The sequence below is a fragment of the Bacteroides sp. D20 genome, from assembly GCF_003436255.1.
In the GTDB taxonomy this organism is placed as follows: Bacteria; Bacteroidota; Bacteroidia; order Bacteroidales; family Bacteroidaceae; genus Bacteroides; species Bacteroides uniformis.
This window is the reverse complement of sequence record NZ_QSOO01000009.1, coordinates 127,092-140,543: the sequence shown is the minus strand read 5'-3', so window position 1 is coordinate 140,543 and position 13,452 is coordinate 127,092. Positions and strand designations below refer to the sequence as shown.

Here is a 13,452-nt window from a genome sequence, read left to right as displayed (position 1 = left end):
CAAATTGTACATGGTAAATCGTCAAATAGTAAATAAACCTATGGTAGCAAAACAACTTTCCATTTTTCTGGAGAACAAATCCGGTCGCCTCACAGAGGTGACTGAAGTTCTTGCAAAAGAAGGTGTCAACCTTTCTGCTCTATGTATTGCAGAGAATGCCGATTTCGGTATCCTTCGTGGCATTGTTTCCGAACCGGATAAAGCATATAAGGCTTTGAAAGATAATCACTTCGCAGTGAACGTAACGGATGTAGTAGGCATCAGTTGTCCCAATATCCCCGGCTCATTGGCGAAAGTGCTCCGTTTCCTCTCCGATGAAGGCGTGTTCATCGAGTACATGTATTCCTTTGCCAATGGTGAAACGGCCAATGTCATCATCCGTCCCAACGACATGGATAACTGTATCCGTGTATTGACAGAAAAAAAGGTCGATTTGCTGGCGGCAAGCGAACTCTATAAACTGTGAAAACGAAGGATTAGGGAGGAAGGATTAGGGATGAGGACTATGCAGTTGATAGCACAGTCACTAATCCCTAATCCTTCACCATTCATCCCTAATTCCTGCCCGTTCGTCTGGTTTTTGAAAAATTAAGGCTCGTATCGTTGCTTTATTCGATGCGAACCCCTATCTTTGCGCATTATTTGAACAAAAGTAATGAAGAAGAACATCCTAATAACTCTGCTTGCAGCATTGCTGCTCTCCTCGTGTGGAGAATACAACAAATTGCTGAAAAGCACAGATTACGAATACAAGTACGAAGCGGCAAAAAATTACTTCGCAAAAGGTCAGTATAACCGTGCTGCCACTTTGCTCAATGAATTGATTGCTATTCTCAAAGGTACTGATAAGGCAGAGGAATCCCTCTATATGCTGGGCATGAGTTACTATAACCAGAAGGATTATCAGACTGCTGCGCAGACTTTCATTCAATACTACAACGTTTATCCCCGCGGTACATTCACAGAACTGGCACGTTTCCACGCCGGTAAAGCTTTGTATCTGGATACTCCGGAGCCGCGTTTGGACCAATCCGGCACGTATAGCGCCATCCAGCAGTTGCAGATGTTTATGGAATACTTCCCGCAAAGTTCCAAGAAAGAGGAGGCGCAGAACATGATATTTGCCTTGCAGGACAAGCTGGTGATGAAGGAGTATCTGTCTGCAAAACTTTATTATAATATGGGTAATTATCTGGGTAACAACTATCAGGCTTGCGTTATCACTGCGCAGAATGCTTTGAAGGATTATCCCTATACCAACCTGCGTGAAGATTTATCCATTCTTATCTTGCGTGCCAAGTATGAGTTGGCTGTATACAGTGTGGAAGACAAAAGGGCAGAACGTTACCGCGAAGCTGTGGATGAATGTTATGCCTTTAAAAATGAGTTCCCCGAAAGTAAGTATATGAAGGAAGTCGACCGAATCTTTAAGGAAGCACAGAAAATGCTGGGAGAAGGAAGTGAAGAGCAATAATATAATAATACAATAGATAAATTTATGGATTACAGAAAGACAAATGCTCCTACTACTACGGTGACCCGTGATATGATGGAGTTGTGTGAGGATACCGGTAATGTATACGAAAGCGTAGCGATTATCGGAAAACGTGCCAACCAGATTAGTGTGGAAATCAAGAATGACCTTTCCAAAAAGCTTGCTGAGTTTGCCTCTTACAATGATAATTTGGAAGAAGTGTTCGAAAACCGGGAACAGATTGAGATTTCCCGCTATTACGAAAAACTGCCGAAGCCGACATTGATTGCAACACAAGAGTATGTGGAGGGTAAGATTTACTATCGTAACCCGGCTAAGGAAAAAGAAAAATTACAGTAATGATACAACGTATTCAATCTGTTTATTTGTTGTTGGTAACTATCCTGTTGGTTGTGGCAATTTGCATGCCTGTAGGACAGTTCATCGGAGCGGACGGAGTGACGGCGCATGTTTTCAAACCTCTGGGAGTGGCTTTGGCCGACGGAGGATTTCAGTCTACTTGGGGCTTGTTCGGGATATTGTTGCTCAGTGCACTTGTTGCCTTCTGTACGATATTCCTTTTCCGTAACCGTATGTTGCAAATACGCATGACGATTTTCAGCAGCATTCTGCTGATAGGCTACTACATAGCCTTCTGTGTATTTATGTTTATTTTGAAGGGTGATTTGGATGCAATGACTTTCCAGTTAGGATGGGCGCTTTGCCTTCCGGTGGTAGCCATCATCCTTAACTATCTGGCCTTCCGTGCCATCTACAAAGATGAGGTGATGGTGAAGGCGGCAGACCGTTTAAGAAGATAAGAAGGTTTATCTACTTGATAATAACAAAAGGCAGACCACGTATTTCATTCGGAATACGTGGTCTGCCTTTTTTATCGTTTCCGCTTGAGGTTAAGCCGTTCCATTATACTGTTCCCATTAGAGGAAATTGTCGTTCCTACGTGTGGAAACGGGTGTCTCCTATAAGCATTACTTCTTCAAGTCGAAGAGATAAGTTATCTTGGCCGTAATGACTCCGTGTGCGGAGCGTGAGAAAAAGTCTTTCTTGGTGCTGCCATAGAAATCGGATAAAGCATAGTAGTATCTTCCTTCTACGATGAAATTGCCTGCCTTGGTGCGCAGCTCTATGCCTGCTCCGCCTGCAATGCCGTAGTCGAATTTGTTGTCTATGGCCTTGCCGTGCTGTTCCACGGTGATGTTGGTGTAGGATTCTGCTACAGTGCCGTCCCAGTCGCCGTCTATTTTTTCGCTGTCGCCAAGCAGGAAACCTATCTGCGGACCGGCATGGATGAAGAATTGCAAACCGCGGTCCTTGCCGAATGCCAGATGTGCCAGGAACGGTATTTCCACATAGTTCATGGTGCGGGTGTAGCTCAGTGTGGGATAGTCCTCGTAATACTCGTCCCAACCGTGTTGTGAGAAGTTCAGCTCGATTTGTGCACCGCAAATCATACTGAAGTATTTTTCGGAAATGTATCGGGCTGTTACACCGCCGTTGATACCCATCAGATTCTTCTGCTTGACAGAGGGAGAGAAGCTTACGTTATTCAGATTGATGCCTCCATTGACGCCCACAGCGAAGTTGTGGCGTTGCTCGCCCACCTGCGCATGCAGGGGCAATATACATGCACACACCAGCAGGGCGAATATGATGATTGTTCTCAGGTTCATGTTATAAGTTATAAGTTACAAGCTACAAGTTAATAGTTATATAGTGGATTATCAGATTATTAATCCTTAATCCCTAATCAAAGTCCAACTTCACCAGCTCAAAGTTCTTGGTGAAGTGCACGAAGAACACCTTCTTGTTGATGAAGCCTCCCCAGTTGTTTACCCGTTGGAACTTGAAGCCGGTCTGGATGGGAATCAAATCCAGTCCCTGCATGTTCTTCTCGAAAGAAGAGCCATAGCGCGCAAGTCCTTTCAGGAAGAAATAACCGGTATCGAAGCCCAGCATTCCGAATTTGGGATAGCGCTCGTCCATCTCCTTGCCATACCATCTGCGGTAGTTTTTGGTAAAGTTGATGGCGGCAGGCAGCAGGTTGTTGGTATAGAAAGAGGAATAGAAATAGGTGTCCAGTTCAAAGAAGGCTTCCAAGTGGTCTTTGGTGTAGGTCTGCCATTCCGGATAGCCGAACAGATGGATACGGCTTTCGGGTTGTTCGCGCACCAATAAGGTCAATTGGGGAAGTATCTTAATCAATGTCAGGTTACTGCCGGATGTGGGGATAAAGATATTCTCACGGTCCGTGCGTAATACTGTTTTCAGGGATTCTACGGTGACATCCTCTTTCAGGCTCTTCATCGGGATGGAACGGTTGCGCAGTTCATCTTTCAGTCCCTTGATGAATTCTGCCTTGTCCTTGGTGCCCTGGCTGGCTTCAATGAAGATGACGTTGGCATTGGGGAACTGGCGCACAAAGTGGTCGTACACCTCGGAGTACAGATAGGATTGGGGGGTATTTATCTGATAGACCGTCGGATTCTGGAATACCGTGTTGTCTTTCGATGTGAATGGTATCACCAGGCGTGTGTCTTGTTTCTTGGCAAACTCGGCCAGAGGTTTGATGTGCTGTTGGTACAGAGGCCCGAAGATGATGTCCATGTCTTTCATCTCGCTTTTGCCCAGGATGGAGTTCAGCGAGGCACTTTCGGGACCAGAATTGTAAGTGTACAAGTCAATGGAAGTGCCAGTACGTTTCAAGCTGTCTACGGCCATCAGCAGGCCTTCGTAGTATTCCACCATACGGGAAGACTCGCTCTTTGATACCCCGTCCAGGAAGGGAAGGATGACGGCAGCCTTGATGGTGCTGAAGCGTTCTGTCTTTTTCCGGTTTTCACGGAACAGCTCGCTGTCGGTAGGTATTGCCTGCGACTGGATATTTTGCTCCGTCTGTGCTTTGGGATAGGGAATGCAGAGGAAGGTTCCCTTCTTTATTTTGTTTTCGCCTTTTAATTCCGGGTTGGCGGCTATCAGTTCGGCTTCGCTGATGCCGTATTCACGGCTGATGCTGAATACGGTTTCTTTCCGCTTCACTTTATGCATGTCACGGCATCGTGACTCTACGGGGCCGAGAATATTGTTGTTGGCAACCACAGTGCTGCTTTGTGTCTCAACCGGGACCATGGTTTGGGGCTCGGTTGTGGAAGGGATACGGATTACTTGTCCGATACGGAAATTCTCGGCGCTCAGTCCCGGGTTGGCGTCACAGATGGCTTTGGCAGATACATTGTATTTCACGGTCAGTCGGTAAAGGGTCTCACCGGTTTCGATGGTATGGTATGTTTCTTTTTGTATGTTGGCAGCGCTGCGTGGAATACGCAATGTGCGTCCGATGAATATTTTCTCGTCACTGCCGGGGTTCAGTTTGATGATGTCCGACTGGCTGACGCCGTACATGCTGGCGATGGAGTAGAGACTTTGTCCTTTTTCGATAGTATGCAGAAAATAAGATTGATTCTCTTGTGCTATTGCACCGATACTGCATGCACTGGCAAGCAGCAGGGAGCAGATAATGCGGTTAATCGTTTTCATTCAGTAATCGTTGGTTTATGTTTACAATTTCCCAAAGTAGCTGCAAAGGTACGAATATTGTGGCATTCAAACCAAAGGATTGCGTTAAGAAATAATATTGTGCATTTCAAAACTGAAAAATAGCGCTTTTCGGCTGATATTCGGGGGGAAACAGTTATTTTTGCAGTTAAAACGATAGGATAAATCAACATGCAAGAAGAAACAGAATATATCAATGTATATGGTGCGCGCGTGCACAACCTCAAGAATATCGATGCCGAGATTCCCCGTAACAGCCTGACTGTGATTACAGGCCTGAGCGGAAGCGGCAAGTCCTCTTTGGCATTCGATACTATTTTTGCCGAAGGGCAGCGCCGCTATATCGAGACCTTTTCAGCCTATGCCCGTAACTTCCTGGGAAATTTGGAACGTCCGGACGTGGATAAGATAACGGGACTGAGTCCGGTTATCTCCATCGAGCAGAAAACCACGAATAAGAATCCACGTTCCACGGTGGGTACAACGACAGAGGTTTATGATTACCTTCGTTTGTTGTATGCCCGTGCAGGAGAGGCTTATTCTTATCTCTCCGGCGAGAAGATGGTGAAGTATACCGAGGAACAGATACTCGATCTTATCCTGAAGGATTACAAAGGAAAACGCATTTATATCCTTGCTCCACTGGTGCGCAGCCGTAAGGGGCATTACAAGGAGCTCTTCGAGCAGGTGCGCAAGAAAGGCTATCTCTACGTACGTGTGGATGGTGAGGTGTGCGAAGCCTTGCCAGGCATGAAGCTGGACCGCTATAAGAACCATGATGTGGAGGTGGTGATAGACAAGCTGGTGGTGACGGACAAGGATGACACACGCCTGAAGAACAGCGTGGCCACTGCCATGCGCCAAGGTGACGGATTGCTGATGATACTCGATGCGCAGACGGATAGCGTGCGCCATTACAGCAAACGGCTGATGTGTCCCGTGACGGGGTTGTCCTATCGGGAACCGGCGCCGCACAACTTTTCCTTCAATTCGCCGCAAGGTGCATGTCCTAAGTGTAAGGGGTTAGGGGTGGTCAGCCAGATTGATATTGACAAGGTGATTCCCGACCGTGAGCTCTCCATTGCCGGAGGTGCCATCGCACCGTTGGGGAAAGCCAAGAACAGCATGATTTTCTGGCAGATTACCGCCTTGCTGGAGAAATATGAAGCGACGCTGAAAACACCGGTCAAAGACTTGCCGGAGGATGCCATCGACGAGATTCTCTACGGCTCGGACGAGCGTATCAAGATAAAGAGTTCACTGATAGGCACCTCTTCCGATTATTTTGTGACGTTTGAGGGGGTTGTAAAGTATATCCAGATGCTGCAGGAGAAGGATGCTTCTGCCACGGCACAGAAGTGGGCGGACCAGTTTGCCAAGACTGCCGTTTGTCCGGAGTGTCATGGCGCCAAGTTGAATAAGGAAGCGCTTTCATTCCGCATTCACGACAAGAACATCTACGAATTGTCTACGATGGACATCAATGAGCTGTATGACTGGCTGGTAAACGTAGACCCGTATCTTAGTAGCAAGCAACGGCAGATTGCCGGTGAAATCCTGAAGGAAATCCGTACACGGCTCAAATTTCTGCTTGATGTAGGTCTGGATTATCTTTCGCTGAACCGTAGTTCCGTCAGCCTTTCCGGTGGTGAAAGCCAGCGTATCCGCCTGGCTACACAGATAGGTTCACAGCTGGTGAATGTGCTGTATATATTGGATGAGCCGAGTATCGGCCTGCACCAACGCGACAACCAGCGCTTGATACACTCTTTGAAGGAACTGCGTGACATTGGCAACTCCGTCATTGTGGTGGAGCATGACAAGGATATGATGCTCGCCGCCGATTATGTCATTGATATGGGGCCGAAAGCCGGTAGGCTGGGAGGGGATGTTGTCTTTACCGGTACTCCCCGTGAAATGCTACGGACGCATACGCTGACTTCCCAATACTTGAATGGTGAGCGTGCCATTGAGGTGCCTGCCAAGCGTCGCGAGGGCAATGGACACAGTCTGTGGCTGCGTGGCGCCAAAGGTAATAATCTGAAGGATGTGGATGTGGAGTTCCCGCTGGGCAAGCTGATTTGCGTTACCGGTGTTTCCGGCAGTGGCAAGTCCACGCTTATCAACGAGACGTTGCAGCCTATTCTTTCGCAGAAGTTCTATCGTTCACTGCAGGATCCTTTGGACTATGATAGTATTGAAGGGCTGGAATATATAGACAAGGTGGTGAATGTGGACCAGTCTCCTTTGGGACGAACGCCGCGTTCCAATCCTGCCACTTATACCGGTGTGTTTTCCGATATCCGCAATCTGTTTGTCGGCTTGCCCGAAGCGAAGATACGTGGATATAAGGCGGGACGCTTCTCCTTCAACGTCAGTGGCGGACGCTGCGAAGCTTGCCAAGGCAATGGGTACAAGTGCATTGAGATGAATTTCCTGCCGGATGTGTATGTGCCATGCGAGGTATGTCACGGCAAGCGTTACAACCGAGAGACGCTGGAAGTGCGTTTTAAGGGAAAATCCATTGCCGATGTGCTGGATATGACCATCAACCGTGCGGTGGAGTTTTTCGAGAATGTGCCTCAGATATTGAACAAAATTAAGGTTATCCAGGAAGTGGGATTGGGTTATATCAAGTTGGGCCAGTCTTCCACCACGCTCTCCGGAGGTGAGAGCCAGCGCGTGAAGTTGGCTACGGAACTTTCCAAACGTGATACGGGCAAGACTCTGTATATCCTTGACGAACCTACTACCGGACTTCATTTCGAAGATATCCGCGTTTTGATGAACGTGTTGAACAAACTTGTAGACAAAGGGAATACCGTCATCGTCATAGAGCATAATCTCGATGTCATCAAGATGGCGGACTATATCATCGATATGGGGCCAGAAGGCGGTAAGGGAGGGGGAGAACTCCTTTCCTGCGGAACCCCGGAAGAGGTTGCTAAAAGCAAGAAAGGCTATACGCCTAAGTTCCTGCGTGAAGAATTGAATATCAAGTGATAATTGTCTCATCATAGAGAATATTATGAAAATCAATAAGACGAATGCAGCAAGGCTTCTCGACAAGGCCAAGATTGCGTATGAGCTCATTCCCTACGAGGTGGATGAGAACGACTTAAGTGCAGTGCATGTAGCTGCCAGTTTGGGTGAGGACATCAATTGCGTGTTCAAGACGCTGATTCTTCACGGTGATAAATCCGGTTATTTTGTCTGTGTCATCCCGGGTGAGCACGAAGTGGATTTGAAGCTGGCGGCAAAAGCGTCAGGAAACAAAAAATGTGACCTTATCCCGGTTAAGGAACTTTTACCTCTGACTGGCTATATCCGGGGTGGGTGTTCACCCATCGGCATGAAGAAACCTTTCCCTACCTATATCCATGAAACGTGCCTGCGGTTTCCGTATATCTATATCAGTGCCGGACAACGCGGTTTGCAGCTTAAGTTGGATCCGAAGGATTTGGTAAGGGAAGTGCATGCAGAGGTTTGTATTCTTTTTAATGAATAAATCTTCTATTTCTGCCGAGATATTTTAATTTTATAAGGAAATCTTCAATAGAATTTATATATTTGCAGGAATTATTCAAGAAATCAATCCAATTACTAATTCTAAAAACTAATTTTTATGTTCAACAAACACCCTAAAGGTCTGATTGCCGCATCCTTTGCTAATTTGGGCGAGCGTTTCGGCTTTTATACCATGATGGCCATTCTTGTACTTTTTTTGCAAGCCAAGTTCGGACTGGATGGAAAAGAGGCAGGTTTGATCTACTCAACATTTTATTTTTCTATTTACATTCTTGCATTGATAGGTGGTATTATTGCCGACAGAACCCGTAATTACAAAGGTACCATCTTTGCCGGTATTGTCTTGATGGCGGTAGGTTACTTGATGCTGGCCATCCCGTCTCCTACACCGGTTGCCAATAAGACCTTGTTTCTGGTGATTACTTGTGCAGCCTTGTTTGTCATTGCTTTCGGAAATGGTCTTTTCAAGGGAAATCTTCAAGCGCTGGTAGGGCAGATGTACGACAATCCCCAGTACTCCAGCATGCGCGATTCCGGTTTCTCCTTATTCTATATGTTCATCAATGTAGGTGCCATCTTTGCTCCGTTTGCCGCAGTAGGCGTGCGTAACTGGTGGTTGTCCACATTCGGCTACAATTATGATGCCGACCTGCCTGCCCTTTGCCACGGACATCTGGCTGGAACGCTGACTCCTGAGGCTGTGGACACTTATAGTGCACTGGCAGCCAAAGCCACTATTTCCGGAACGCCCGTAACGGATATGACGGTATTTGCCAATGAATATCTGAACGTGTTTACTACCGGTTTCCACTATGCGTTCGGTGTAGCTATCCTGGCTATGGTTCTCTCTTTGGTAATTTTCGTCATCAACAGAAAGAAATTCCCCGATCCCAGCAAGAAGGTGGCTGCAAAAGCGGGCGACGCCACTATAGTGGAGATGAGCGCACAAGAGGTAAGACAGCGCATGTATGCATTGTTTGCCGTATTCGGTGTGGTAATTTTCTTCTGGTTCTCGTTCCATCAGAATGGGTTGACACTGACGTATTTTGCCAAGGAATATACAGATTTGAATTTGTTCGGCATGGCTATTTCCGCTGAGCTGTTCCAGTCTTTGAATCCGATTTTTGTGGTATCTCTGACGCCGGTTATCATGGCTGTCTTTGCAGCACAGCGTGCCAAAGGTAAAGAGCCTTCCACTCCTCGGAAGATTGCCATCGGTATGGGTATTGCTGCCACTGGCTTCCTTATAATGGCTATCGGTTCTTATGTAAGCAACTTGCCGATGCACAAGGATATTATCGCTCTGGGTACCTCTCCGGTGAAAGTGACTCCGCTGTTGCTGATGGTTACTTATCTGATATTGACCGTTGCCGAGTTGTACATATCTCCGTTGGGCATTTCATTCGTGTCCAAGGTGGCTCCTCCCAAATACCAGGGTATCATGCAGGGCGGTTGGCTGGGTGCTACTGCCATTGGTAACCAGTTGCTTGTTATCGGTGCTATCCTCTACGAAAGTATCCCTATCTGGATGACGTGGACGGTATTCGTAGTAGCGTGCTGCATTTCCATGTTCACCATGCTGTTCATGCTGAAATGGCTTGAAAAGGTGGCGAAGTAATCGGAAACGAAAGATAAAACTAAAGGCTGCGCAATGTTCGTAATGAACTGCGCAGCCTTTAGTTTTAGGAGGGGTTTTAATGCCGGGGTTCAGATGTCCAGCCCCATGATATAGTCGTTCATGTAATATCCGTTTCCTATCGGGAAATCTCCCTCGCGAAGTTTCCTCATTCCCATGTGCTCGTAAAACTGCAGTGCCTTGTTGTGGCGGTTCACATTCAGTTCCATCAGACAAGGTCCGGGATGCACTTCCTTGATGTACTTGATGGCTTCGCGGAAGAGGAAACTGCCGCAGTGTGCACCCTGGTAGTAGGGGAGTACATAAATCTTTTGCAGGTGGAACAAATCTTCCCCTTGCTGCTGCACGGACACATAGCCCGCTGCTTCACATTCCTCGTAGGCCAGGAAGTAGACGTGGCCTTCCTCCTCCATTTGTTTACGGATATTGTCCAATGAATACATCCATTCCATCATGTAGTCGGTCTGCTCGGGAGTAAGGATGTCCTTATACGTGACGGGAAATATTTGCTGCGCAAGTTTCTGAATCAGTGCGCAATCTGCTGTCGTTGCTTTTCTTATGGTAAACATATCGGTTGTATTTATATTGTTTGGGGCGTAAAGTTAAGCCTTTTTTGTGAAACAATCGTTATCTTTGCAGACCGTTACCGAACTAACTAATTCTGATTTTAAAAATTATGGCATTTACGAGCAACATTATGATTGTCCGCCACAGATTGCTGAAGGAACTGGTAAAGCTGTGGAATAACAACGAACTTGTGGATAAAATAGACCGGCTGCCCATCGAACTGAGTCCGAGACGGTCCAAGCATGCGGGACGCTGCTGCGTGCACAAAGAGCGTGCGGTGTGGAAATACAAGTCATTGCCGCTGCTGGGACTCGATATGGAGGATGAGACGGATGAGTTGACCTCCTTGTCGGAGTACGCTGCCCGTGCACTGGACAGAGCGGAAAATGGCAGGCCGAAAGACAATATCATGTGTGTGATTGACGAAGCTTGTTCGGCATGTGTGCAGATTAACTACGAGATTACGAACCTCTGCCGCGGATGTACGGCACGCAGTTGCCAGGTGAATTGTCCCAAAAAGGCAGTGCATGTCAAGGAGAGCGGTCAGGCATGGATTGACCATGATGCATGTATCAGTTGCGGCATCTGCCATAAGAGTTGTCCCTACCATGCCATTGTTTATATTCCCGTACCTTGTGAGGAAGCTTGTCCCGTGAAAGCCATCAGTAAGGATGAGAAGGGGATAGAGCATATTGACGAAAGCAAATGTATCTATTGCGGAAAGTGTCTCAATGCATGTCCATTCGGAGCAATTTTCGAAATATCGCAGGTGTTCGACGTGTTGCACGGAATCCGCAAGGGTGAGCAGGTGGTGGCTATCGTGGCTCCGTCCATCCTGGGGCAGTTCAAGACGACTATTGAACAAGTATATGGCGCATTGAAACAAGTCGGTTTTACGGATGTCATCGAGGTGGCTCAGGGAGCGATGGATACCGTCAGCAACGAGGCGCACGAGCTGATTGAGAAGCTGGAGGAGGGTCAGAAGTTTATGACGACTTCCTGCTGTCCGTCTTATATAGAATTGGTGAACAAGCATATTCCTGCCATGAAGCCTTACGTGTCGGGCACCGGTTCGCCGATGTATTATGCTGCCCGCATTGCTAAAGAGAAGTATCCGGATGCGAAGGTGGTCTTCATAGGTCCTTGCGTTGCCAAGCGCAAAGAGGCGCAGCGCGACGAGGCGGTGGACTTTATCATGACTTTCGAGGAGGTGGCTTCCGTGCTTGCCGGATTGGATATTCAGATGGAGCAGGCACAGCCCTATTCCATGAGTTTCACTTCCGTGCGCGAGGCGCATGGCTTTGCGCAGGCGGGGGGCGTGATGGGTGCCGTGAAAGCCTATCTGAAGGAAGAGGCAGACAAAATCAATGCCGTACAAATGGCTAATCTGGATAAGAAGGCTATCGGTGCGTTGCGTGCTTACGCCAAGTCGGGCAAGGCTCCGGGGCAATTTATTGAAGTGATGGCTTGCGAGGGCGGTTGTATTACCGGGCCATGTTCGCATAATGAAATAACTGCCGGAAAGCGCCAGCTGACGCAGGAGTTGGCAAAGAGAAAAGAGACGTATTAGCCCTTTGTCCGTTTATATGAAGCATTTGATTGACAAATTGCGGAGCAATCGCAGGCTGGATGCCGGGGAGTATAAAGCCTTGCTTCTTAGCCGGGACATAGAACTTGCAGCCTACCTGCAGGAGCTTGCCCGGGAAGAAGCGCTTGCTCGCTTTGGCAATAAAATCTTCATTCGCGGACTGATTGAGATAACCAACCATTGCCGCAATAACTGCTACTATTGCGGCATACGGAAGGAGAACCGGAACATAGTCCGTTATGAGCTGGCGCAGGAGGAGATTCTTTCGTGTTGCCATGAAGGCTATCGGTTGGGCTTTCGAACCTTTGTGCTGCAAGGGGGCGAAGCGCCGGCGGTGAAGGATGAGGGGATGGTGGAGACAGTTGCCGCCATCCGGCAATCCTTCCCGGATTGTGCCATTACCTTATCCTTGGGCGAGAAATCGCGGGAAGCCTACGAACGTTTCTTCCTGGCAGGTGCCAACCGCTATCTGTTACGGCACGAAACCTGCAACGAAGGGCACTATCGCAAGCTCCATCCGGCAGAGATGTCCCTTCCCCACCGGTTACAATGTCTGGAGTGGTTGAAGGAGATAGGCTATCAAGTGGGAACCGGAATCATGGTAGGCAGTCCTTACCAGACGGTGGACCATTTGGTAGAAGACATTCTTTTCATCGAACGGTTTCATCCGGAGATGATAGGCATGGGACCTTTTCTTCCGCATCACGATACTCCGTTTTCTTCTTTTCTTCCGGGAGATATGGAGTTGACGCTGAAGTTGCTTTCTATCTTCCGGCTGATGCAGCCTTTCGCACTGATACCTGCTACCACTGCCCTGGCCACACTTGCTCCGGACGGGCGGGAGCGGGGGATATTGGCAGGCGCCAATGTCGTGATGCCTAATCTTTCGCCTTCTAACCAGCGAGCGAAGTACTCCCTCTATGATAACAAAGCCTCTGCGGGTGCCGAAGCCGCAGAAGGTTTGCAAAAATTGGAGGAACAACTGAAAGGGATAGGTTACGAGGTATCAAAAGAGAGAGGAGATTATGAGAATGGAGAATTGACCGTCGATAATTGATAATTTTCAAATCTTCATTCTTTATTTTA

12 protein-coding genes are annotated in these 13,452 nt (G+C 47.7%); 9 read left to right on the top strand and 3 right to left on the bottom strand.

Annotated elements, in window-relative coordinates; all coding sequences use genetic code 11:
• The first annotated feature begins 40 nt into the window (after nucleotides 1–40).
• The 4 genes from DXD78_RS11280 to DXD78_RS11265 all read left to right on the top strand — a co-directional run bounded on the left by DXD78_RS11280 (nucleotide 41) and on the right by DXD78_RS11265 (nucleotide 2,295).
• A complete protein-coding gene (locus DXD78_RS11280) occupies nucleotides 41–466 on the top strand; it encodes an amino acid-binding protein (protein ID WP_005825359.1) in 426 nt (141 codons plus the stop codon).
• A 189-nt stretch (nucleotides 467–655) separates the two neighbouring features.
• Nucleotides 656–1,474: an outer membrane protein assembly factor BamD gene (locus DXD78_RS11275; protein ID WP_009038614.1), complete on the top strand. Its 819-nt coding sequence runs from the start codon at nucleotides 656–658 to the stop codon at nucleotides 1,472–1,474.
• Nucleotides 1,475–1,498: 24 nt separating this feature from the next.
• A complete protein-coding gene (locus DXD78_RS11270) occupies nucleotides 1,499–1,834 on the top strand; it encodes a DNA-directed RNA polymerase subunit omega (protein WP_005825356.1) in 336 nt (111 codons plus the stop codon).
• Nucleotides 1,834–2,295, top strand: coding sequence for a DUF4293 domain-containing protein (locus DXD78_RS11265; protein ID WP_005825355.1), 462 nt, complete (start codon nucleotides 1,834–1,836; stop codon nucleotides 2,293–2,295). Before DXD78_RS11270 ends, DXD78_RS11265 begins: the two co-directional genes overlap by 1 nt.
• A gap of 168 nt (nucleotides 2,296–2,463) precedes the next feature.
• Here the strand turns inward: DXD78_RS11265 and DXD78_RS11260 are convergent, their stop codons facing one another.
• A complete protein-coding gene (locus DXD78_RS11260; RefSeq protein WP_009038613.1) occupies nucleotides 2,464–3,165 on the bottom strand; it encodes a porin family protein in 702 nt (233 codons plus the stop codon).
• 73 nt (nucleotides 3,166–3,238) lie between these two features.
• Nucleotides 3,239–5,029, bottom strand: coding sequence for a LysM peptidoglycan-binding domain-containing protein (locus DXD78_RS11255; protein WP_009038612.1), 1,791 nt, complete (start codon nucleotides 5,027–5,029; stop codon nucleotides 3,239–3,241).
• Nucleotides 5,030–5,218: 189 nt separating this feature from the next.
• Here DXD78_RS11255 and uvrA point away from each other — a divergent pair, with 189 nt between their 5' ends.
• From uvrA to DXD78_RS11235, 3 genes are all read left to right on the top strand, one after another.
• A complete protein-coding gene (gene uvrA, locus DXD78_RS11245) occupies nucleotides 5,219–8,050 on the top strand; it encodes an excinuclease ABC subunit UvrA (protein WP_009038611.1) in 2,832 nt (943 codons plus the stop codon).
• A gap of 25 nt (nucleotides 8,051–8,075) precedes the next feature.
• Nucleotides 8,076–8,555, top strand: coding sequence for a Cys-tRNA(Pro) deacylase (gene ybaK, locus DXD78_RS11240; protein WP_005825350.1), 480 nt, complete (start codon nucleotides 8,076–8,078; stop codon nucleotides 8,553–8,555).
• A gap of 117 nt (nucleotides 8,556–8,672) precedes the next feature.
• Nucleotides 8,673–10,193 carry a peptide MFS transporter gene (locus tag DXD78_RS11235; RefSeq protein WP_005836587.1) on the top strand — a complete coding sequence of 507 codons (1,521 nt, stop codon included), beginning with the start codon at nucleotides 8,673–8,675 and terminating at the stop codon, nucleotides 10,191–10,193.
• A gap of 89 nt (nucleotides 10,194–10,282) precedes the next feature.
• Here the strand turns inward: DXD78_RS11235 and DXD78_RS11230 are convergent, their stop codons facing one another.
• The gene (locus tag DXD78_RS11230; RefSeq protein WP_005836588.1) at nucleotides 10,283–10,780 is read right to left on the bottom strand and encodes a GNAT family N-acetyltransferase; all 498 of its coding nucleotides are present in this window, start codon (nucleotides 10,778–10,780) and stop codon (nucleotides 10,283–10,285) included.
• A 107-nt stretch (nucleotides 10,781–10,887) separates the two neighbouring features.
• Between DXD78_RS11230 and DXD78_RS11225 the strand changes: the two genes are divergently transcribed.
• Nucleotides 10,888–12,348 (top strand): monomeric [FeFe] hydrogenase, encoded by a 1,461-nt coding sequence (locus tag DXD78_RS11225; RefSeq protein WP_009038610.1) that lies wholly within the window; start codon nucleotides 10,888–10,890, stop codon nucleotides 12,346–12,348.
• A gap of 16 nt (nucleotides 12,349–12,364) precedes the next feature.
• A complete protein-coding gene (gene hydE / locus DXD78_RS11220) occupies nucleotides 12,365–13,423 on the top strand; it encodes a [FeFe] hydrogenase H-cluster radical SAM maturase HydE (RefSeq protein WP_009038609.1) in 1,059 nt (352 codons plus the stop codon).
• Nucleotides 13,424–13,452 lie beyond the last annotated feature (29 nt).

Bases quoted from the DNA above. Each gene is read 5' to 3' on its own strand.
- DXD78_RS11280 (WP_005825359.1), top strand. From the start codon at position 41: ATGGTAGCAAAACAACTTTCCATTTTTCTGGAGAACAAATCCGGTCGC.
- DXD78_RS11275 (WP_009038614.1), top strand. From the start codon at position 656: ATGAAGAAGAACATCCTAATAACTCTGCTTGCAGCATTGCTGCTCTCC.
- DXD78_RS11270 (WP_005825356.1), top strand. From the start codon at position 1,499: ATGGATTACAGAAAGACAAATGCTCCTACTACTACGGTGACCCGTGAT.
- DXD78_RS11265 (WP_005825355.1), top strand. From the start codon at position 1,834: ATGATACAACGTATTCAATCTGTTTATTTGTTGTTGGTAACTATCCTG.
- DXD78_RS11260 (WP_009038613.1), bottom strand. From the start codon at position 3,165: ATGAACCTGAGAACAATCATCATATTCGCCCTGCTGGTGTGTGCATGT.
- DXD78_RS11255 (WP_009038612.1), bottom strand. From the start codon at position 5,029: ATGAAAACGATTAACCGCATTATCTGCTCCCTGCTGCTTGCCAGTGCA.
- uvrA (WP_009038611.1), top strand. From the start codon at position 5,219: ATGCAAGAAGAAACAGAATATATCAATGTATATGGTGCGCGCGTGCAC.
- ybaK (WP_005825350.1), top strand. From the start codon at position 8,076: ATGAAAATCAATAAGACGAATGCAGCAAGGCTTCTCGACAAGGCCAAG.
- DXD78_RS11235 (WP_005836587.1), top strand. From the start codon at position 8,673: ATGTTCAACAAACACCCTAAAGGTCTGATTGCCGCATCCTTTGCTAAT.
- DXD78_RS11230 (WP_005836588.1), bottom strand. From the start codon at position 10,780: ATGTTTACCATAAGAAAAGCAACGACAGCAGATTGCGCACTGATTCAG.
- DXD78_RS11225 (WP_009038610.1), top strand. From the start codon at position 10,888: ATGGCATTTACGAGCAACATTATGATTGTCCGCCACAGATTGCTGAAG.
- hydE (WP_009038609.1), top strand. From the start codon at position 12,365: ATGAAGCATTTGATTGACAAATTGCGGAGCAATCGCAGGCTGGATGCC.